Raw genomic sequence first — 20,364 nt, forward strand, 5'->3', positions numbered from 1 at the left:
CGTGCGATCTCCCCCGGCCCGCGCGGGTGGCGGGCGACGACTCGGCAGGACGGCGACCCGCGGTGCCCGCGGACGGATCACGGCGGGCCTCGGGTACGGGAACTGGCGCGCGACTCTACCGGATCTTGTGAAACACCCGCGCACCTTTTCCCCTCCGCACGAACCATCCCCTCACCGCAGCCCCACGCGCCCGATCAGCGCCGGGCCAGCACCTCCCCGTGCACCATCGCGAACCACCCGTCGTCGGCGGCCGCCCACTCCCGCCACCCGGCCGCGATCCGGGCCAGTTCGGCCTCGTCCGCGTACCCCTCGGCCACCGCCGTCCGCGCGATGGCGGAGTCCGTGATCCGGTCCGCCCACATCCCGCCCCACCACGCGCGCTGCCCGGGCGTCGCGTACGTCCAGGTGCTCGACGTGGCGGTGACGTCGGTGAAGCCGGCCGCCCGGGCCCAGGACAGCAGCCGCCGTCCGGCGTCCGGCTCGCCGCCGTTGCGCCGGGCGATCCGCCGGTACAGCTCCAGCCAGCGGTCCAGTCCGGGCGTCTGCGGGTACCAGGCCATGGTCGCGTAGTCCACGTCCCGGACCGCGACCACGCCGTCCTCGGCGACGACCCGGCGCAGCTCGCGCAGCGCGCCGACCGGGTCGGCCACGTGCTGCAGCACCTGGTGGGCGTGCACCACGTCGAACTCCCCGTCCGCGTACGGCAGCCGGTGCACGTCGGCGACCTCGAACACGACGTTGGACAGGCCCCGTCCGGCGACGTACGCGGCGGCCGCGTCGAGCACCTCCGCGGAGGCGTCCGCGGCCACCACCCGGCCGCCCGGCCCGACCAGTTCGGCCAGGTCGGCGGTGATGGTGCCGGGGCCGCAGCCGATGTCCAGCACGGACCGGCCGGGCTCCAGCCGGTCGCGCAGATAGCCGGCCGAGTTCTCGACGGTCCGGGAGCGGTGCGAGCGCAGTACGGACTCCTGGTGGCCATGGGTGTAGACGACGGGCTTCGGCGCGGTCATGGTGGCGTCCCCCTCGGGATCGGCTGCTCCTCAACGCCCCCGACGCTACTCGCCGTCCCGCATTTCAAGAAGATTCGTCTCACATGACGATCGCCCGCCGGGGCCACCGCCCTGCCGCCGGGAACACATCGGCCCCCGCCCGGACGAAGCGCCGCCCGGGCGGGGCCCGACGGACCTGCCGCGCTGCCTAGTTGACGGTGAACCAGGTGGTGCGGGACTTCTTGAACTCCGGGTTGGCCAGGTCCTTCGCCTCGATGCCGTCGCCGTACAGCACGGCCGAGCCGTTGTCGGTGATCAGCTGCACCCGGGCGCCGGGGGCGGTGAGGTCCGGGACGTCCGGCGCGGCCTCCCAGCCGCCCGCGTCGGAGGTCGGCAGGTCGAGCAGCTTGACCGGCTGCGAGCCGGGCTGGCCGTCCCAGCGGTACAGCGCGTACGGGTCGGAGTTGTCGTCCGCCGCCCAGGAGCCGGCCACGATCAGGTACTGGCCGAGCGCGTTGCGCCGCAGGTCGCGCACCGAGAGCCCGCCGAGGTCCAGCTCGACCGGCTCGCCGAAGGTGGCGTGCGCGCCGCTGAACAGGGACGGGAAGTTGGTGACCGGCACGAGCAGGGCCCGGCCGCCGGTGACCGCCGGGGTGAGCGGCGCGCGGAAGCCCACGTACGCGGTGGTGGTGCCGCCCGGCGCGAACTCCAGGCCCTCGACGTTGAAGCCGTCGACCTGCTTGGGCGCCTCGCCGGCCGCCGAGCCGGCCGCGAAGCCGTAGCGGTCGCCGTGCGCGCGGTCCCAGTTGATCAGGTCGCCGCGCAGCACGGAGGAGGAACCGGCGAGCGCGAGCTGGGTGGTGGCACCCGAGCCGGTGACGGTGGTGGCGAACACGATGTGCCGGGCCGTCTTGATCTCGCCGTCCTTGTTGTTGCCCAGCGAGCCGGTCCAGTAGACGGTGCCGCCGACCCGGGTGGCGCCCTCGATGTCGATCTCCTTGGTGACGCCGAGCGCCGAGGAGAAGTCCCAGGTGCGCACGGGCGCACCGGAGGCGCCGCGGTCGTACAGCCGCAGCACGTTGGACTCGTCGTCGGCCACCACGATGTACCCGTCGCCCGCGTCCACCGCCGCCGAGGCGTCGCTGGAGCCGGTCAGGTAGCGGCTGTCCGCCGAGTGCTGCACGGCCGCCGAGGCCGCGTAGTGCAGCGTCTTCGACGCGGTCTTGCCGCCCAGCCCGGTGACTTTGACGGTGAGGTCGGTGTAACCGACTCCCCGCGCGGCCACCGCGAGCGTGCGGGCCGAACCGGTGCCGGTGACGGTGACGTCGCCGGTCCCGGCCACGGCGGTGCGGGTGCTGGCGGTGGCGGCCACGGTGAGCGAGGAGACCGGGGCGCCGCTCTGGGCGACCGTGACGGTGACCGTCGGGTCGCCGGTGGCGGCGACCGCGCCGGACAGGTAGGCGGCGGAGAGCGTGATCGTCGGGGTGCCGTAGGACGCGGCGGCGGCGGGACCGGCCGGCAGCGCGAGCAGCGGCAGGGCGGCGGTGGCGACGGCCAGCGGCAGCAGGCGGCGGGAGGGACGGGACACGGTGACTGCCCTTCGACGTGGGGGGCGGTACGAGGTCCGGACCAGGGTGGGGCCCGTCGGCGAACGCCGCCCCGACGGCAGCGGGCCGTCCGGCGAACACCGGCCACCGCCCGTCCCCTCCCCGTCCGCCCGCGCCGTACCGTGGACGGGCAGTCGCCTCACAGAACGGTTCCACCATGCCCGCGCCGCGCCCCTTCGTCCTGCTGAGCGCCGCGATGTCGCTCGACGGGCACCTCGACGACGCCTCCCCCGAGCGACTGCTGCTCTCCGGCCCGGACGACTTCGACCGGGTGGACGCCGAACGGGCCGCGAGCGACGCGATCCTGGTCGGCGGCAACACCCTGCGCGCGGACAACCCCCGGCTGCTGGTCAACGACCCCGGACGGCGGGCCGCCCGGCGCGCGGCGGGCCGCCCCGAGCACCCGCTGAAGGTGACGCTCAGCGCGAGCGGCCGGCTGGACCGCTCGCTGCGGTTCTGGCACACCGGCGGCGAGCGGCTCGCCTACACCACGGACGCCGGGGCCGCCGTGCTGCGCCCGGCGCTGGACGGGCTGGCCGAGGTGGTGGCGCTCGGCGCGGCGGTGGAGCTGGGCGCGGTGCTGGACGACCTCGGCGCGCGCGGGGTGCGGCGGCTGATGGTGGAGGGCGGCGGCGGGGTGCACACCCAGTTCCTGGCCCAGGGGCTGGCGGACGAGCTCCAGTTGGCGGTGGCACCGCTGCTGGTCGGCCAGGCGGGGGCGCCGCGGTTCGTCGGGCCTGCGGACTTCCCCGGCGGACCGGCCCGCCGGATGCGGCTGCTGGGGGCCCGTACGGTGGGCGACGTCGTCCTGCTCAGGTACGCCCCGAAGGAGCCCGCCCCGTGACCGACCCGCGTCCAGCCGACCCGCGCGCCGCCGACCTGGCCTTCCTGCGCCGGGCGGTCGAGCTCTCCCGCCGCTGCCCGCCCTCGGAGACCGCCTTCTCGGTCGGCGCGGTGATCGTGGCCGCCGACGGGACCGTACTGGCCGAGGGGTTCAGCCGCGAGGTGGACGGCCACGACCACGCCGAGGAGGCGGCGCTCGGCAAGCTCCCGGCCGGCGACCCGCGGCTGCGCGGCGCGACCGTCTACAGCTCGCTGGAGCCCTGCGGGCAGCGCGCCTCCCGTCCGGTGCCGTGCGCCGAGCTGCTGATCGCGGCCGGCGTCCCCCGGGTGGTGGTGGCCTGGCGCGAGCCGTCCACCTTCGTCGCCGAGACCCGGGGCGCCGCGCGGCTGGAGGCGGCCGGCGTCGAGCTGGTGGAGCTGCCCGAGCTGGCCGAGGAGGCCCGCGCGGTCAACGCGCACCTGCCGGGCTGAGGCCGGAGCACCGGGCGATCTTTTGTATCCTAGTTAAACAATACCTTCCCCCCTGGAGCCGCCCGATGCCCTCGACGACCTTCACCCCCCGCGCCCTCCTCCTCGACATGGACGGCACCCTGGTCAACTCCGACGCCGTGGTCGAGCGCTGCTGGCGCCGCTGGGCCGAGGCGTACGGCCTCGACCAGACCGAGGTGCTGCGCGTCGCCCACGGCCGGCAGGGCCAGGCCACCATGGCCGTCCTGCTCCCCGACCGCCCGATGGAGGTCAACCTCGCCGAGAACGACCGGATGCTCGCCGAGGAGAAGGCCGACACCGAAGGCGTCGTCCCGATCCCCGGCGCCCCCGCCTTCCTCGCCGCCCTGGCCGGCCTCCCGCACGCCCTGGTCACCTCCGCCGACGCCCCGCTCGCCCGCATCCGGATGGCCGCCGCCGGCCTCCCCCTGCCGCCGGTCCTGGTCACCGCCGAGTCCGTCGGCGCCAGCAAGCCCGACCCCGAGGGCTTCCTCAAGGGCGCCGCCGCCCTCGGCTTCGCCCCCGGCGACTGCCTCGCCTTCGAGGACTCCGCGGCCGGCATCGCCGCCGCCCACGCCGCCGGCATGCCGGTGATAGGCATCGGCCCGCGCGCCGCCGCCCACCACCCCACCGCCCACGCCGCCACCCTCGAAGCCCTCACCATCACCCCGAACCCCACTGGCACCCTCACCGTCACCGTCGGCTGACCCCGGCGCCCACGGGCTGCGGCCCCTCAGGGCCTGTGCTTCGCTGGAAAGGCGCGGACCAACCGTTCGCCCCCGATCGGGTGTGATCGCAAAGGAGTCCCGAGGTGACCAACAACCCGCCCACCCAGATCTGCAACTTCACCAATGCCCGGCCGACGCTCAAGCAGGGCTCGTCGGGCGAGGCGGTGAAACAGGCGCAGTGCTACCTGAATTCCTCGCTGACCGGGGAACCGCTCCTCGTGGACGGCCAATTCGGCCCCGTCACGGACGCCGCCACCAGGCGCTTCCAGTCGTGCGCCGGCATCATCGTGGACGGCGTCATCGGCGCCCAGACCTGGTCGTTCCTGACCTTCTTCGCGAACTCCCCGGGCTTCGCCTGCTGAACGGGCCGGATCGGCGCCACGTCGACGCGACACGAAAGCGGGCCTCGCCCCGAGGGAGGCAAGGCCCGCTCGACCCGCGCGTTCGGCGGATCACATCACATCGGAATCATCACACGTTGAAGCGGAACTCCCACTGCAGCGCTGTGAGCTGCGAAAATGCCGATCCCGGCGGCCCAAGTCAGCACAGAATCAGCACGGGGACCCGAACGCGCGGCCAGCCATCAGTAGTGGTAGCGGGCGGCCAGAACGATGATCTCCCGGTCCGTCACCAAGTAGACGAGGCGGTGCTCGTCGTCGATCCGCCGCGACCAGGCCCCGGGCAAGTGGTACTTCAACGGCTCGGGCTTGCCGATGCCAGTGAACGGGTCGCGCAACACGTCCTCGATGAGCCTGTTGATCCGGGCGAGCATCTTGCGGTCGCTCTTGAGCCAGGAGGTGTAGTCCTCCCAGCCGGTCTCCTCGAAGACGAGCCTCACGCGGCACCCTTCTCGCCATCCGCCGCATCAGGGTCGATGAGCTCCCGCTCGGAAAGCCCTATGCCGCCGAGGGCGTTCTCGTACGCCTTGAGCAAGCGGCGGGCATTCACGGGCGAGCGCAGCAGGTAGGAGCCTTCACGCAAGGCGGCATAGTCCTCGGCCGAGACGAGTACGGCATTTCCGTGCTTGGAGACGATCTCGATGGCCTCGTGATCGTCATTGACCTTCTTGATCAACGGGAAGAGAGCCTTGCGCGCCTCGCTGGCAGTGATCGACATCGACTGAACCCCTCCACTAGCGGTACCACATAACGTACCACTCACGTGGATGCAGCGGGCCGAAGAAGTCAGCACCAGGTCAGCACGGCAAAGAGATCGGGGCCCGCCTCAAGGGAGGCGGGCCCCGTCCGACCTGCGGATCCGACAGATCTTGCTATCTCAAAGTGTCCATATGCTCACACGTTGAAGCGGAATTCCACGACGTCGCCGTCCTGCATGACGTATTCCTTGCCCTCGATGCGGGCCTTGCCCTTGGCGCGGGCCTCGGTGAGGGAGCCGGTCTCGACGAGGTCGGTGAAGGAGATGACCTCGGCCTTGATGAAGCCCTTCTGGAAGTCGGTGTGGATCACACCGGCGGCCTCGGGGGCGGTGGCGCCCTTCTTGATGGTCCAGGCGCGGGCTTCCTTGGGGCCGGCGGTGAGGTAGGTCTGCAGGCCCAGGGTGTTGAAGCCGACGCGGGCGAGGGTGGCGAGGCCGGGCTCGTCCTGGCCCATGGACTGGAGGAGCTCCAGGGCCTCGGCGTCCTCCAGCTCGATCAGCTCGGACTCGATCTTGGCGTTGAGGAAGATCGCCTCGGCGGGGGCGACCAGGTCGCGCTGGGCCTGCTTGAAGTCCTCGTCGCCCAGCTCGTCCTCGTCCACGTTGAAGACGTAGAGGAAGGGCTTGGCGGTCAGCAGGTGCAGCTCGCGGATCGGGGCGGTGTCGAAGCCGGCCTCGAAGAGGGTCTTGCCGGTCTCCAGGATCGCCTGGGCGGCCTCGGCGGCGGCCAGGACGGGGGCGGTGTCCTTCTTGAGGCGCGCCTCCTTCTGGAGCCGGGGCAGGACCTTCTCGATGGTCTGCAGGTCGGCCAGGATCAGCTCGGTGTGGATGGTCTCGATGTCGTCCTTGGGGGACACCTTGCCGTCCACGTGGACCACGTCGGGGTCGGTGAAGGCGCGCACGACCTGGCAGATGGCGTCCGACTCGCGGATGTTCGCGAGGAACTTGTTGCCCAGGCCCTCGCCCTCGCTGGCGCCGCGGACGATGCCCGCGATGTCGACGAAGTCGACGGTGGCCGGGAGGATGCGCTGCGAGCCGAAGATCTCGGCGAGCTTGTCGAGCCGCTCGTCCGGGACGCCGACGACGCCGACGTTGGGCTCGATGGTGGCGAACGGGTAGTTGGCCGCCAGCACGTCGTTCTTGGTCAGGGCGTTGAACAGGGTCGACTTGCCGACGTTCGGCAGGCCGACGATTCCGATCGTGAGCGACATGAAGCGCAGTCCCGTGGGCTTGGAGGAGTTGGGCCGGCCCGGACGCCGGACCGATCCCCCAGTCTACGGGCAGCGGGTCGGCCGTCCGCCGCCCCGGCGGCGGGGCCGGGAACTCCAGCCGGTCGCCGAACGGGTCGCCGGAGCGGAGGCCGCGGCGCCCCGGCGGAATGTCCAACTGGACGCGGCGCGACCGTTCGAACGAGAATCGTCGGGTCCTCCGTTTCCCCCGGGCAGTTGAGCCACGGTCACATCAATACGCCGTCCGGGGACACGGCACAGACTCCGACGGCCCATTACACAGTGTGGCGATGATCGGACCGTACGTTGGGTGGGTGGAGCAGAGCATCCGTACGCAGCCGCCAGGGCCCAGACGCCGACCGCCGAACGGCGCGGCCGGGGCCGCCGTCCCCGGGCCGGGCCGGGCCCGCGAGAGCGCCGGGGAGCCCGCCGATCCCGCCGGGAGGGCCCGTGTGAGGACCACCGGGAAGCCCGCGGGCAAGGCCGCCGGCAAGCCCGCGGGGCGGGGCCGCGGCCCCGGGTCCCGGCTACGCGCCGTGTCCGGACCGTCCGGCCCGCCCCGGATCGCCGGGCGGCTCTACGGGCGGCGCCGCAACGGCCGGCCGGCCCGGCTGACCGCGGTCGGCACCGGGGTGGCCGCGCTGGTGGCGACGGTGGCGGTGGCGGGTCTGGAGCGGCTGGCCTTCGGCGCGCCCGGGGTCCTGTTCGGCGTCGGCTACCTGCTGGTCTGCTTCCAGCTGGCGGTCCGGGTCCGGTACGTCGACCTGCTGGCCGCGCCGATCAGCGGGCCGATCGCCTTCGCCGTGGCGCTGCTGCTGTTCGGGCCGGTCACCTCCACCGGGGTGACCGCGCAGCTGGTGGCGCTGGCGACGAACCTGGCCACCCGCTCCGGCTGGCTCTTCACGGGGACCGGACTGGCCGCCGCGATCGTGCTGGCCAGGTTCGTCGCCCAGCGCCGGATCCACCGCGCGCGCTGACCCGCCCCGCCACCGGGAAGGGGTCAGGCGGTGGCGCGGGCCGCCGCCATGGCCGCGCCCACGATGCCGGCGTCGTTGCGCAGCTCCGCCGGAACGACCCGCGCCGTGCGCTCGCGCAGCAGCGGCAGGAACTTCTCGTGCTTGCGGCTCACCCCGCCACCGATCACGATCAGCTGCGGCGAGAACAGCTTCTCCACCAGGTCCAGGTACTCGTCCACCCGCCCGGCCCACTGCGTCCAGCTCAGCCCGTGCCGCTCCTTGGCCGCCGAGGAGGCCCGCCGTTCGGCGTCCTTGCCGCGCATCTCCAGGTGGCCGAGCTCGGTGTTGGGCACCAGCACGCCGTCCACGAACAGGGCGCTGCCGATGCCGGTGCCGAAGGTGAGCACCAGGACCACCCCGGACCGGCCGCGGCCGGCGCCGTGGGTCGTCTCGGCGAGGCCCGCCGCGTCGGCGTCGTTGAGCACCACGGCCGGCAGGTCCAGCGCCTCGCTGAACAGGCCGGCGGCGTCCAGGCCGACCCAGCCCTTGTCGACGTTGGCGGCGGTCGTGGTGCGGCCGTCGACGACCACCCCGGGGAAGGTCAGGCCCACCGGGCCCTGGTGGCCGAAGTGGCGGACCACCTCGCACACGGCGGCGACCACGGCCTCCGGCGCGGAGGGCTGCGGGGTGAGGACCTTGTGGCGTTCCTGGGCGAGCACCCCCCGGGCGAGGTCGACGGGCGCGCCCTTGATGCCCGAGCCGCCGATGTCCACACCGAATACCGCTGTCATGACGACCGCCCTCCGCCGAAGTTGTCCACAGGCCTGTGTGCGGAACAAAACCTACGAGAACCCGCCTGGCCCCGCACAGCGGAGGACCCGGCACCCGAACGGGCCACCGGGTCCTCCGCCGGAAGGATCTACGGCTCGAAGCCCTACAGCTTGCCGGCGGCCTCGGCGCGCAGGTCGCGGCGGAGCTCCTTGGGCAGCGAGAAGACCAGGTGCTCCTCGGCGGTCTTGACGGTGGAGACGTCCTCGTAGCCGCGCGCGGCCAGCCACTCCAGCACGCCCTCGACCAGGACCTCCGGCACCGAGGCGCCGCTGGTCAGGCCGACCGTGGTGACGCCCTCCAGCCACTCCTCCCGGACCTCCTCGGCGAAGTCCACCAGGTGGGCGGCCTTGGCGCCGTACTCCAGGCCGACCTCGACCAGGCGCACCGAGTTGGAGGAGTTCTTCGAGCCCACCACGATGAGCAGGTCGGTCTCCGGGGCCATCTGCTTGACGGCGACCTGGCGGTTCTGGGTCGCGTAGCAGATGTCGTCGCTGGGCGGGCTGACCAGCAGCGGGAAGCGCTTCTTCAGCTCGCCGACGGTGGCCATGGTCTCGTCCACCGAGAGCGTGGTCTGGGAGAGCCAGACGACCTTGGACTCGTCGCGGACCTGGACGTTGGCGACGTCCTCGGCGCCGTCCACCAGGTGGATCCGGTCCGGGGCCTCGCCCATCGTGCCGATGACCTCCTCGTGGCCCTCGTGGCCCACCAGCAGGATGTCGAAGCCCTCGTCGGCGAAGCGCACGGCCTCCTTGTGCACCTTGGTCACCAGCGGGCAGGTGGCGTCGACGGTGGCGAGCCTGCCGGCCCGGGCCTCGTCGTGCACCGAGGGGGCGACGCCGTGGGCCGAGAAGACCACGATCGAGCCCTCGGGCACCTCCTCCGTCTCGTCGACGAAGATCGCGCCCTTCTTCTCCAGGGTCTGCACCACGTACTTGTTGTGGACGATCTGCTTGCGGACGTAGATGGGGGCCCCGTACTGCTCCAGGGCCTTCTCCACGGCGATCACGGCGCGGTCGACGCCCGCGCAGTAGCCCCGGGGGGCGGCGAGCAGGACACGGCGCTGCGCGGTGTTGGAGGACATGGCTCCATCGTACGGGCGGCACGCGGCCGCGCCGACTGGTGCCGCGTTCCCGCCGGAACCGGTCGCGGGTGCTCAAATGTGGAAGCTATGAGCGAGCGAGTCGAGCCGGGCGTCCGGGACCGGCGGGACGGGCTGCGGCGCAGCCTGGGCGTGCGTGACCTGATGGTGTACGGACTGCTGTTCATCGCCCCGATGGCGCCGGTGGGCGTGTTCGGGGTACTCGACGCCAAGAGCCACGGGGCGGTCGCCGCGGTCTACCTGGTGGCCACCGTGGCGATGGGGTTCACCGCCGTCTCGTACGCCCGGATGGTGCGGGCGGTGCCGCGGACCGGTTCGGTGTACGCCTACGCGCGGGCCGGGCTGGGCGACGCGGCCGGGTTCGTCGCCGGCTGGATGGCGATGCTCGACTACCTGCTGATCCCGGCGGTCGCCTACCTGTTCTCCGGGATCGCGCTCAACTCGCTGGTGCCGGACGTCTCGCGCTGGGTGTGGACGGCGCTCGCGGTGGTGCTGACCACCGGGCTCAACCTGGCCGGGGTGCGGACGGCGGCGGTGGTGGGCCTGGCGGTGCTGGTGATGGAGCTGGCGGTGCTGGCGGTGTTCGTGGTGGCGGCCGTGGTGGCGCTGGCCCAGGACGGCGCGCGGCGCGACTGGGCGAGCCCGTTCACGGCGGTCGGCGGCTTCTCGCTGTCGGCGGTGCTCGCGGCGGTCTCCGTGGCCGTGCTCTCCTACCTGGGCTTCGACGCGATCGCGACCTTCGTGGAGGAGGCGGTCGGCGCGTCGGCGGCGGTGGCCCGGGCGGTGCTCTGGTGCCTGGCGCTGGCCGGCCTGCTGTTCGTGGCGCAGACCTACCTGGCGGCGCTGCTGGAGCCGCTCACCCCGGGGCAACTGGCGGCGGACCCGGCGGCGCAGGGGTCGGCGTTCTACGACACGGTGGAGGGCTCGGTCGGGCACTGGCTGCACGTCCTGGTCGCGGCGAGCAAGGCGGTCGGCGCGGCGTTCGCGGCGCTGGCCGGGCAGGCGGCGGCCGGGCGGCTGCTGTTCGCGATGGGCCGGGACGGGCGGCTGCCGCGCTTCCTGGGCGCGGTCGACCCGGGCTCGGCGGTGCCCCGCCGGGCGCTGCTGGTGTCGGCGGCGGTCACCATGGCGGCGGCGGTCTGGGCGGCGGGCCGGGACGACGGGCTGGACCGGCTGACCTCGGTGGTGAACATCGGCGCGCTCACCGCGTTCACCCTGCTGCACGCCTCGGTGGTGGGCTGGTACGCGGTGCGCAACCGCCCGGGGAACCCGCTGACGGACGTGCTGGTGCCGGTGCTGGGCGTGGCGGTGATCGGCGCGGTGGTGGCCGAGGCCTCGGGCACCGCGCAGGTGGTGGGGCTGGTCTGGCTGGCCGTCGGACTGCTGGTGCTCCTCGGCCGGCGGGCTTCCGCTGTCGGCGGGCGCGGATAACCTCGTCGCATGGCCAACCCCAGCTCCCCCGAAGCGCCGCTCCCGGTCGGCAAGGTCTCCGCGCTGATCGGGGGCTGGATCGACCGGCTCGGCGCGGTCTGGGTGGAGGGGCAGATCACCCAGCTCAGCCGGCGGCCGGGGGCGGGCGTGGTGTTCCTGACGCTGCGCGACCCGCAGGCCGACGTCTCGCTGACCGTGACGTGCTTCCGCTCCGTCTTCGACCAGGTCGCGGACGCGGTGCAGGAGGGCTCGCGGGTGATCGTGCACGCCAAGCCGGAGTGGTACGCGGCGCGCGGCCAGCTCTCGCTGCGGGCCGCCGAGATCCGGCTGGTCGGGCTGGGCGAGCTGCTGGCCCGGCTGGAGCAGCTGAAGCGGCGGCTGGCCGGCGAGGGGCTGTTCGCCGCGGACCGCAAGAAGCCGCTGCCGTTCCTGCCGCAGTGCGTCGGGCTGGTCACCGGCCGGGGCTCGGCGGCCGAGCGGGACGTCCTGGAGAACGCCCGGCGGCGCTGGCCGGCGGTCCGCTTCGAGATCCGCAACGTGCCGGTGCAGGGCGTCAGCGCGGTGGAGCGGGTGAGCGAGGCCGTCCGGGAGCTGGACGAGCACCCCGAGGTGGACGTGATCGTGGTGGCCCGGGGCGGCGGCAGCGTCGAGGACCTGCTGCCGTTCTCGGACGAGGGCCTGGTGCGGCTGGTCGCGGCCGCCCGGACGCCGGTGGTGAGCGCGATCGGCCATGAACCGGACCAGCCGCTGCTGGACTTCGTCGCCGACCTGCGCGCCTCGACGCCGACCGATGCCGCCAAACGGGTGGTGCCGGACGTCGGCGAGGAGCTGGCCAAGGTCCGCCAGTTGCGCGACCGGGCCCGGCGGCACGTGCTGGCCCGGGTGGAGCGCGAGCAGCACGGGCTGGACGGCGTGCGCAGCCGCCCGGTGCTGGCCGCGCCGCAGCGGATGCTGGACGGACGCGGGCAGGAGGTGGCCGGGCTGCTGGAGCGGGCCCGGCGCACCCTGCGCCACCGGCTGGACCACGCGCAGAGCGATCTCGGGCACACCCTGGCCCGGGTGGTGGCGCTCTCCCCGGCGGCCACCCTGGAGCGCGGCTACGCGGTGCTGCAGCGGGGCGACGGCACGGTGGTGACCGACCCGGCGCAGGCCGTGGCCGGCGAGGGGCTGCACGCCCGGGTGGCGGGCGGCGGCTTCGACGTCACGGTGACCGGCGGACGGCCGGCGGACTGAGCGGCGGATCCGGCGGCGGGCCGGACGGCGGCGGGGGCGGTCCGCGCTGTCGGTCGCGCCCCCTACGCTGGCTGGCATGGCAGATCAGGAGCAGGACGCGACGACGGCCGCGCAGACCCCGCCGGCGGACGACGCGCTGGGCTACGAGCACGCGCGGGACGCGCTGCTGGAGGTGGTCCGGCAGCTGGAGAACGGCGGCACCTCGCTGGAGGAGTCGCTGGCGCTGTGGGAGCGCGGCGAGCAGCTGGCGAAGGTCTGCCAGCGCTGGCTGGACGGCGCGCGGGAGCGGCTGGACGCCGCGCTGGCCGCCGAGGAGGGGGCTCCGCCGCGAGGCTGAGGCGGGAGCGGCGCCACGGGGTGAGGCAGGTCACATCACCCGGGGGAACAGTTGAAGGTTCACGCATGTTGGGACCGGATGACCGGCTCCGGCCGGTCGACCGACAAACCAAGACGTATCCCACCGTTCTCCTTCCTCCCCTGAGGTGCACAAGCATGACCACCGACGCCCTGGTTCTCGACGCCGCCGCCCAGGACCTGCTGTTCCGCGAGGCCCGCACCGCCAACACCTTCACCGACGAGCCGGTCTCCGACGAGCAGGTCCAGGCGATCTACGAGCTGGTCAAGTTCGGCCCGACGGCGATGAACCAGCAGCCGCTGCGAGTCGTCCTGGTCCGCTCGGCCGAGGCCCGCGAGCGCCTGGTCCAGCACCTCGGCGAGGGCAACAAGGCCAAGACCTCCGCCGCCCCGCTGACCGCCATCCTGGCCGTGGACAACGAGTTCCACGAGGAGCTGCCGACCGTCTTCCCGCACTTCCCCGGCGCCAAGGACTACTTCACCGAGCGCCCGGCCCGTGAGAGCTCGGCCGCGATGAACGGCGCCCTGCAGGCCGGCTACTTCATCATCGGCGTGCGCGCCGCCGGCCTGGCCGCCGGCCCGATGACCGGCTACGACGCCGAGGGCGTCAACAAGGAGTTCTTCGCCGACGGCGAGCACTCCGTGCTGGCCGTGGTGAACATCGGCAAGCCGGGCGAGAACGCCTGGTACCCGCGCTCCCCGCGACTGGCCTACGACGAGGTCGTCACCACCGTCTGAGCCCGACTCCGACGGACGGCGCGAAGGGCCCCGCACACCTGGTGTGCGGGGCCCTTCGCGTTCGCCCTTCGCTTTCGCCGGCCGGCGTTCACCCTGCGGCGTTCACCCGGCCGGCCCCGGCGGAGCGGAGATCTCCGCTCCGGGGACGGAAACCGGACTACTTCAGCGCCCGCGCCAGCTCGGCCAGCTCCTCGTAGGAGGCGGTACCGGTCAGCACGGTCGTCGCGCCGCCGGACCGCACGGTGAGCGCCCGCGCCTTGGGGCCCTGCACCCGCTCCCAGGTCTGCCCGGCGACGTCCACGGTGCCGTCCGGCTCGCCGCTGGCCACCGCCGCCTTGATCACGTCCTCGGGCCTGGCGTCGCTCTGCTCCACGGCCGCGTACTGGCCGGAGGGGGTGACGAAGCCCAGGTGCCAGGCGTTGCCCTTGCCGCCGCCCATCGACGCCGGGTTGTAGGTCACCGAGGTGGCCCGCCACTGCGCGGGCAGGCCCTCCGGGGAGAGCAGCGGATACGGCGCGGCCCGCTTCGCCGAGGACGCGGCCACCGAGTACTCGACCGTGCGGACCCCGTCGCCGTCCGCGTCGTGCGGCAGGAACAGGTACCCGACCCAGACCACGACGCCGACGGCCAGCATCGACAGGATCATGTCCCGTACGGTCTGCCGACCCCTCATGCCCTTGCTCTCTCCAGCCACCCCCACATGGTGACTCATGCCGACGCGCGCCTCCGCACCCGGGGTGTCCACGTCCGGGTGAAGAGGGCGGGAGAGGGGCGAAACGTGCCGTTCCCGTCCCCCCGGGGGTACCGCGCCACAGACGCCCGTCCCGGGGCCAGATACGATCGCAACACCCTCACCACGGCGTTCGACCAGGCAGTAGTCGGGCGCTTACTGGCCGTCGCGTACAGAGAGGTAACGACGATGACCACGCAGTACCCGCACCACCTGCCCAGCTCCCTGGAGGTCGCGCCGGAGGCTCCGGACCGGAACCTCGCGCTCGAACTCGTCCGGGTCACCGAGGCCGCCGCGCTCGCCGCCGGCCGCTGGGTCGGGCGCGGCGACAAGAACGGCGCCGACGGCGCGGCCGTCCGGGCCATGCGGACCCTCGTCTCCACCGTCTCGATGAACGGCATCGTCGTCATCGGCGAGGGCGAGAAGGACGAGGCGCCGATGCTCTACAACGGCGAGCGGGTCGGCGACGGCACCGGCGCCGAGTGCGACGTCGCGGTGGACCCGGTCGACGGCACCACCCTCACCGCCAAGGGCATGAACAACGCGGTCGCCGTCCTGGCGGTCGCCGACCGCGGCACCATGTTCGACCCGAGCGCGGTCTTCTACATGGACAAGCTGGTCACCGGCCCGGAGGCCGCCGACTTCGTCGACATCACCGCGCCGCCGGCCGTCAACATCCGCCGGGTCGCCAAGGCCAAGGGCATCGCCGTCGAGGACGTCACCGTCGTCGTCCTCGACCGCCCGCGCCACGAGGGCCTGGTCCAGGAGATCCGCGAGGCGGGCGCCCGGATCAAGTACATCTCCGACGGCGACGTCGCCGGCGCCATCATGGCCGCCCGCGAGGGCACCGGCGTCGACCTGCTGATGGGCATCGGCGGCACCCCCGAGGGCATCATCGCCGCCTGCGCGATGAAGTGCATGGGCGGCGTGATCCAGGGCCGGCTCTGGCCCAAGGACGACGCCGAGCGCCAGAAGGCCCTGGACGCCGGGCACGACCTCGACCGGGTGCTCTCCACCGACGACCTGGTCAGCGGCGAGAACGTGTTCTTCGTCGCCACCGGCATCACCGACGGCGAGCTGCTGCGCGGCGTGCACTACCGCCAGGAGACCGCCACCACCAGCTCGCTGGTGATGCGTTCCAAGAGCGGCACCATCCGGCAGATCGACTCCACCCACAAGCTGTCCAAGCTGCGGGCCTACAGCGCGATCGACTTCGACCGCGCCAACTGACCGAAGGCGGCACCACGCGGCCCGCGGGCCCGGCGGAATCCCCCTCCGCCGGGCCCGCGGGCCGCGTCCTCGCCACTCGCCTCCGGGCGCTCCGGCCCGGTGCCGACACGCTTCGCGAGGCCTCGTCAGGTGGCTCCCGGCCTCATCCGGCGATCCGGCCCCTGGCTCCCGGAACCCGGGCCGCCTCGCGCCGTTCGGCGTCCCGGCGGCGCCGGCGCGCCAGCACCACCCGGCGCTCGGCCGCCGTCAGACCGCCCCAGACCCCGTACGGCTCCGGCTGCGCCAGCGCGTGCTCCCGGCAGTCCAGCAGCACCGGGCACCGGGCACACACCTGCTTCGCCTGCTCCTCGCGCGACAGCCGGGCCGCGGTCGGCTCCTTGGACGGCGCGAAGAACAGGCCCACCTCGTCCCGCCGGCAGGCCGCGGCGGTGTGCCACGGGTTGTCCTCGCCGGCCGGCTGCGGGGCCGGGCGCCGCTCCAGCATCTGGGCCGCGACCACCGGCGAGGCGGCGGCGGACGGCCGCGCGACCGGCGACGGGGCGGCGGCCTGCGCAGGGGCGGCGGACGAGGTGGTGCGGGGCTCGATCGGATGCAGCACGGCCGTACTCCTGACGAGGCTCTCGGACACGGGGAAGCTCGCTCCCCTGCCCAGCTGCGGGCCCCCGTTCACACCCCCGGGCCGGCCTCAGGCCGCCTCCGGTACGCAGCCGTACAAGAAGCGATGTGCCAGAGGAACTACCCCACGCCCGCGCGATTCATGCACACTGCACGCAACCGACTACAGCGTGCACCCGTCACAACGCCGAGTGCCCGGCCCGGAGTTGCCCCCCCGACCGGGCACCGGGCCCGTGATCCGCGCGGCTCAGTCGGCGCCGAGCTGCTTGCGCACCCACTCCTTGAGCTTCTTGCCCCGGCGCGGCTTGGCCTCGCAGCCGCCGAACACCGCGGCGCCCTTCACCCGCACCACCGGCGCGTAGGGGTCGGCCGCGGTCTGCTCCTTGACGTCGAAGCCGCCGAAGACGCCGACGCCGCCGCCGTGCAGGCTGACGTTCTCGGGCACCTTGATCTCCACCCCGCCGAAGATCGCCACCACGTCGATCACCACCTCGGGCGACTCGAACACGGCGTCGGTCAGGTCGATCTCCACCCCGCCGAAGATCGCCACGGCCCGCAGGTGGGAGCCCACCCGCCACCGCCCCTTGCGGGACGAGCCGCCGAAGACCGCCAGCATGGTCGGCGCCTCGTTGCGGGCCGGCAGCCGCACCGGGCCGTCCGGCCGCGGGCCGGCCGCCGGCTCCGGGGAACCCAGCGGGGCCTTCTCGAAGGAGATCTCGCGGTGCGCCGGAAGGTCCCGGGTCAGCGGCACGAGGTCGCCCAGGGTCTTGGCCGCGTAGGCCGCCTCGATCCGCTCGGCGTGCTCCTCGACGTCCAGCCGCCCCTCCGCGTAGGCGTCGCGCAGCAGCTCCGCCACCCGTTCGCGGTCCGCGTCCGAGGCCCTCATCTCGGCCTGCGCCACCGGGGCGTGCGCGGGCCGCGCGGGCGGCGCCGCCGTGGGCTTGGTCATCGGTACGGGCCCCTGCCCCTGATCGTCCATCCGCTGGTCCTGCGGGTCCTTCGACGGCGAGTTGTCCACGGGGCCAGCCTAGTCAACAGGGCAACCCCCGCACCCACCTCCGGGTGACCCCGGTCACGCAGGTGGACCTTCCCGCGTGCGGGAAATCGCCGGGTCCTACCCTTGAGGGTGCTTTCGCCCTCCAGGGTGCTTCGCCGACGCAGCCGGAACACCGGCAACACTGGACACCAAAGGACCGCCCCCATGGCTCCCACGCCGGACTTCGAGTACAGCGACCTTCTCCCCCTGGGCGCTGACCCGACCCCCTACCGCAAGCTCACCTCCGAAGGCGTCTCCACCTTCGAGGCCGGCGGACGCACCTTCCTCCAGGTCGAGCCCGAGGCCCTGCGGCTGCTCACCGCCGAGGCGATGCACGACATCTCGCACTACCTGCGCCCCGCCCACCTCGCCCAGCTGCGCCGCATCCTGGACGACCCGGAGGCCAGCCCGAACGACCGCTTCGTCGCGCTGGACCTGCTGAAGAACGTCAACATCTCGGCCGGCGGCATCCTGCCGATGTGCCAGGACACCGGCACCGCCATCGTCATGGGCAAGCGCGGCCAGAACGTGCTCACCGCGGGCGGCGACGAGGCCGCCGTCGCGCGCGGCGTCTACGACGCGTACACCAGGCTGAACCTGCGGTACTCGCAGATGGCCCCGGTCACCATGTGGGACGAGAGGAACACCGGCAACAACCTGCCGGCGCAGATCGAGCTGTACGCGACCGACGGCGACGCCTACAAGTTCCTCTTCATGGCCAAGGGCGGCGGCTCCGCCAACAAGTCGTACCTGTACCAGGAGACCAAGGCGATCCTGAACGAGGCCAGCATGCTCTCGTTCCTGGAACAGAAGATCCGCTCGCTGGGCACCGCGGCCTGCCCGCCGTACCACCTGGCGATCGTGATCGGCGGCACCAGCGCCGAGTTCGCGCTGAAGACCGCCAAGTACGCCTCCGCGCACTACCTGGACAACCTGCCGACCTCCGGCGACGCGAAGACCGGCCACGGCTTCCGCGACCTGGAGCTGGAGGCCAAGGTCACCGAGCTGACCCAGAAGATCGGCATCGGCGCCCAGTTCGGCGGCAAGTACTTCTGCCACGACGTGCGCGTCGTCCGCCTGCCGCGCCACGGTGCCTCGCTGCCGGTCGCGATGGCCGTCTCCTGCTCGGCGGACCGCCAGGCGCTCGGCAAGATCACCGCCGAGGGCGTCTTCCTGGAGCAGCTGGAGACCGACCCGGCGAAGTACCTGCCGGACACCACCGACGAGCACCTCGACGACGACGTGGTGCGGATCGACCTCGACCAGCCGATGTCCGCGATCCGCGCCGAGCTCTCCAAGTACCCGGTGAAGACCCGCCTCTCGCTCACCGGCACGCTGGTCGTCGCCCGCGACATCGCGCACGCCAAGATCAAGGAGCGCCTGGACGCCGGCGAGGGCATGCCCAAGTACCTCCAGGACCACCCGGTCTACTACGCCGGCCCGGCCAAGACCCCCGAGGGCTACGCCTCCGGCTCCTTCGGCCCCACCACCGCCGGCCGGATGGACTCCTACGTCGACCAGTTCCAGGCCGCCGGCGGCTCGATGGTCATGCTCGCCAAGGGCAACCGCTCCAAGCAGGTCACCGACGCCTGCGCCCAGCACGGCGGCTTCTACCTCGGCTCCATCGGCGGCCCCGCCGCCCGCCTCGCCCAGGACTGCATCAAGAAGGTCGAGGTCCTGGAGTACGCCGAGCTGGGCATGGAGGCCGTCTGGCGCATCGAGGTCGAGGACTTCCCGGCCTTCATCGTGGTCGACGACAAGGGCAACGACTTCTTCCGCGAGACCACCGAGGGCCCGCTGATCACCAGCCTCCGCGTCCGCTCCAAGGAGTAGCCTCCCCCGCCCCTCGCCCCGCCCCGGCCGCCGCCCCGCGCCGGGGCGGGCCCGTCTCCGGCCGACGCCCGCGACAGGGCCGGGGGTCAGGCGTCGAAGTCGTATTCGAGGACGTAGGAGGCGGCGTCCAGGGTCATCTCGTTCAGTTCGACGACCTGGCCCTCGTCGGCGAAGGCGGTGCGGCAGATGAGGATGACGGGGGTGCCGGCGGAGAGGTCCAGGCGGGAGGCCTCGTCGGCGCTGGGCATCCGGGAGCGGACCTCCTCGCGGAAGTGCACCGGCTTGGCGCCGATCTCGGCGAGGCGGGCGTAGGTGCCGCCCGGGCCGGTGTTCTCGCGGGTGATGGCGGTGCCCGCGACCAGGCCTGCCGGCAGGTAGGAGGTCGAGAGCAGGACCGGCTTGCCGTCCAGCACGAAGCGGCGGTGGCGGACGCACATCGGCGCGCCGGGGTCGACGCCGAGCACCCGGGCGACGTGCTCGGGCGCGCCCTGCTCGGTGACCGCGACCTGGTCGACGACCAGGTCCCGGTGGGCGGTGTCGGCCGACCATATCGAGCGGCCCGAGCCCCACTGGCCCTGGGCGAGCCGCTGGATCCCGCGCCGGCGCAGCGGCCGGAAGTCCCGGACGAAGACGCCCGCCCCGCGGCGGGCCTCGGCGATGCCCTCGCTCCGCAGCACGCCGAGCGCCTGGCGGGCGGTCATCCGGGCCACGCCGTAGGTGTCCATCAGGTCGTTCTCGCCGGGGAGCCGGTCGCCCGCGCGGTACTCGCCGGCGTCGATGGCCGCCTTCAGCGTGTCGGCGATCCGTTGGTACTTGGGCCGCTTCTCGCCGCCGCTGCTGCCGACCATCGCCTTCTCCCTCGTTCTTCGCTGGAAATCGTAGGCGCGCCTTCGGTCTGCGGTAAGCCGATAGGACCGGTCTGACCGTTGACATCTCTAGAGATATTAGCTTCTCTAGAGATGCTGGGTAGTCGCCGAGCAGTGCCGAACCAAGCCAAGCCACGACAGCGACCAGGGCCGGCCACCACCGTCGCCGCGCCCGCACCGGAGCAGCAAGGAGCAGCGCGGGTGAGCATCCGAAAGCGCGCCGCCGCGGCCTACCGGCCGCGCGTGGGGGAAACCGTCCTCGACACCAGGACCGGACGCACCGGCATCTACATGGACACCATCGGTGGGGAGCACTACCTCCGCCCGCCCGAGGGCGGCCGCGAGTGGACCGCCCGCCCCGAGCACCTCGCCCCC

General features: G+C 73.2%; 20 protein-coding genes and 1 pseudogene. 10 read left to right on the forward strand and 11 right to left on the reverse strand.

Annotation, left to right across the window (positions count from 1 at the left end):
• Window positions 1-194 precede the first annotated feature (194 nt).
• Both ABD308_RS04650 and ABD308_RS04655 read right to left on the reverse strand, forming a co-directional pair.
• Window positions 195-1,010, reverse strand: coding sequence for a methyltransferase domain-containing protein (locus ABD308_RS04650; protein WP_344325947.1), 816 nt, complete (start codon window positions 1,008-1,010; stop codon window positions 195-197).
• 187 nt (window positions 1,011-1,197) lie between these two features.
• Complete coding sequence (locus ABD308_RS04655; RefSeq protein ID WP_425554689.1) at window positions 1,198-2,577, reverse strand: hypothetical protein; 1,380 nt, start codon at window positions 2,575-2,577, stop codon at window positions 1,198-1,200.
• Window positions 2,578-2,753: 176 nt separating this feature from the next.
• Between ABD308_RS04655 and ABD308_RS39560 the strand changes: the two are divergent.
• The 3 genes and pseudogenes from ABD308_RS39560 (at window position 2,754) to ABD308_RS04675 (ending at window position 5,015) form a co-directional block, all read left to right on the forward strand.
• A pseudogene (locus ABD308_RS39560) lies at window positions 2,754-3,910 on the forward strand (dihydrofolate reductase family protein).
• 65 nt (window positions 3,911-3,975) lie between these two features.
• Complete coding sequence (locus ABD308_RS04670; protein ID WP_344325955.1) at window positions 3,976-4,632, forward strand: HAD-IA family hydrolase; 657 nt, start codon at window positions 3,976-3,978, stop codon at window positions 4,630-4,632.
• A 104-nt stretch (window positions 4,633-4,736) separates the two neighbouring features.
• Window positions 4,737-5,015: a peptidoglycan-binding domain-containing protein gene (locus tag ABD308_RS04675; protein WP_344325958.1), complete on the forward strand. Its 279-nt coding sequence runs from the start codon at window positions 4,737-4,739 to the stop codon at window positions 5,013-5,015.
• Window positions 5,016-5,236: 221 nt separating this feature from the next.
• Here the strand turns inward: ABD308_RS04675 and ABD308_RS04680 are convergent, their stop codons facing one another.
• The 3 genes from ABD308_RS04680 to ychF all read right to left on the reverse strand — a co-directional run bounded on the left by ABD308_RS04680 (window position 5,237) and on the right by ychF (window position 7,019).
• On the reverse strand, window positions 5,237-5,491 hold the full coding sequence (locus ABD308_RS04680; RefSeq protein WP_344325961.1) for a Txe/YoeB family addiction module toxin: 255 nt from the start codon (window positions 5,489-5,491) through the stop codon (window positions 5,237-5,239).
• Window positions 5,488-5,769 carry a type II toxin-antitoxin system Phd/YefM family antitoxin gene (locus ABD308_RS04685; RefSeq protein WP_344325967.1) on the reverse strand — a complete coding sequence of 94 codons (282 nt, stop codon included), beginning with the start codon at window positions 5,767-5,769 and terminating at the stop codon, window positions 5,488-5,490. The genes ABD308_RS04680 and ABD308_RS04685 overlap by 4 nt, the downstream gene beginning before the upstream one ends.
• A 176-nt stretch (window positions 5,770-5,945) precedes the next feature.
• Window positions 5,946-7,019, reverse strand: coding sequence for a redox-regulated ATPase YchF (gene ychF, locus ABD308_RS04690; protein ID WP_344325970.1), 1,074 nt, complete (start codon window positions 7,017-7,019; stop codon window positions 5,946-5,948).
• 554 nt (window positions 7,020-7,573) lie between these two features.
• On the opposite strand from ychF, the gene ABD308_RS04695 reads away from it, so the two are divergent.
• Window positions 7,574-8,014 carry a DUF6542 domain-containing protein gene (locus ABD308_RS04695; protein ID WP_344325973.1) on the forward strand — a complete coding sequence of 147 codons (441 nt, stop codon included), beginning with the start codon at window positions 7,574-7,576 and terminating at the stop codon, window positions 8,012-8,014.
• A 23-nt stretch (window positions 8,015-8,037) separates the two neighbouring features.
• Here ABD308_RS04695 and ppgK read toward each other — a convergent pair whose 3' ends face one another.
• Window positions 8,038-8,784, reverse strand: a complete 747-nt coding sequence (gene ppgK / locus ABD308_RS04700) for a polyphosphate--glucose phosphotransferase (RefSeq protein ID WP_344325976.1) — start codon at window positions 8,782-8,784, stop codon at window positions 8,038-8,040.
• A 143-nt stretch (window positions 8,785-8,927) separates the two neighbouring features.
• Window positions 8,928-9,905 carry a 4-hydroxy-3-methylbut-2-enyl diphosphate reductase gene (locus tag ABD308_RS04705; protein ID WP_344325979.1) on the reverse strand — a complete coding sequence of 326 codons (978 nt, stop codon included), beginning with the start codon at window positions 9,903-9,905 and terminating at the stop codon, window positions 8,928-8,930.
• A gap of 87 nt (window positions 9,906-9,992) precedes the next feature.
• On the opposite strand from ABD308_RS04705, the gene ABD308_RS04710 reads away from it, so the two are divergent.
• The 4 genes from ABD308_RS04710 (at window position 9,993) to ABD308_RS04725 (ending at window position 13,679) form a co-directional block, all read left to right on the forward strand.
• A complete protein-coding gene (locus ABD308_RS04710) occupies window positions 9,993-11,354 on the forward strand; it encodes an APC family permease (protein ID WP_344325982.1) in 1,362 nt (453 codons plus the stop codon).
• Between the two features lie 9 nt (window positions 11,355-11,363).
• Window positions 11,364-12,587, forward strand: coding sequence for an exodeoxyribonuclease VII large subunit (xseA, locus tag ABD308_RS04715; RefSeq protein ID WP_344325985.1), 1,224 nt, complete (start codon window positions 11,364-11,366; stop codon window positions 12,585-12,587).
• Between the two features lie 76 nt (window positions 12,588-12,663).
• Complete coding sequence (locus ABD308_RS04720; RefSeq protein WP_344325988.1) at window positions 12,664-12,924, forward strand: exodeoxyribonuclease VII small subunit; 261 nt, start codon at window positions 12,664-12,666, stop codon at window positions 12,922-12,924.
• A 155-nt stretch (window positions 12,925-13,079) separates the two neighbouring features.
• Complete coding sequence (locus ABD308_RS04725; RefSeq protein ID WP_344325991.1) at window positions 13,080-13,679, forward strand: malonic semialdehyde reductase; 600 nt, start codon at window positions 13,080-13,082, stop codon at window positions 13,677-13,679.
• A gap of 157 nt (window positions 13,680-13,836) precedes the next feature.
• Here the strand turns inward: ABD308_RS04725 and ABD308_RS04730 are convergent, their stop codons facing one another.
• A complete protein-coding gene (locus tag ABD308_RS04730; RefSeq protein ID WP_344325993.1) occupies window positions 13,837-14,391 on the reverse strand; it encodes a DUF4245 domain-containing protein in 555 nt (184 codons plus the stop codon).
• Between the two features lie 207 nt (window positions 14,392-14,598).
• Between ABD308_RS04730 and glpX the strand changes: the two genes are divergently transcribed.
• On the forward strand, window positions 14,599-15,639 hold the full coding sequence (gene glpX, locus ABD308_RS04735; RefSeq protein ID WP_344325996.1) for a class II fructose-bisphosphatase: 1,041 nt from the start codon (window positions 14,599-14,601) through the stop codon (window positions 15,637-15,639).
• Between the two features lie 142 nt (window positions 15,640-15,781).
• Here glpX and ABD308_RS04740 read toward each other — a convergent pair whose 3' ends face one another.
• Both ABD308_RS04740 and ABD308_RS04745 read right to left on the reverse strand, forming a co-directional pair.
• Window positions 15,782-16,123, reverse strand: a complete 342-nt coding sequence (locus tag ABD308_RS04740) for a WhiB family transcriptional regulator (protein ID WP_344326008.1) — start codon at window positions 16,121-16,123, stop codon at window positions 15,782-15,784.
• Between the two features lie 378 nt (window positions 16,124-16,501).
• Window positions 16,502-17,233, reverse strand: a complete 732-nt coding sequence (locus tag ABD308_RS04745) for a DUF1707 SHOCT-like domain-containing protein (RefSeq protein ID WP_425554690.1) — start codon at window positions 17,231-17,233, stop codon at window positions 16,502-16,504.
• 222 nt (window positions 17,234-17,455) lie between these two features.
• Here ABD308_RS04745 and ABD308_RS04750 point away from each other — a divergent pair, with 222 nt between their 5' ends.
• Entirely contained in the window at window positions 17,456-19,123 is a 1,668-nt protein-coding gene (locus ABD308_RS04750) for a fumarate hydratase (protein ID WP_344325999.1), read from the forward strand.
• An 86-nt stretch (window positions 19,124-19,209) separates the two neighbouring features.
• On the opposite strand, the gene ABD308_RS04755 is transcribed toward ABD308_RS04750, so the two are convergent.
• Window positions 19,210-19,971: a GntR family transcriptional regulator gene (locus tag ABD308_RS04755; protein ID WP_344326002.1), complete on the reverse strand. Its 762-nt coding sequence runs from the start codon at window positions 19,969-19,971 to the stop codon at window positions 19,210-19,212.
• Between the last annotated feature and the right edge of the window lie 393 nt (window positions 19,972-20,364).

Origin of the sequence: Kitasatospora putterlickiae (genome assembly GCF_039527695.1) — a bacterium.
Taxonomy (GTDB): domain Bacteria; phylum Actinomycetota; class Actinomycetes; order Streptomycetales; family Streptomycetaceae; genus Kitasatospora; species Kitasatospora putterlickiae.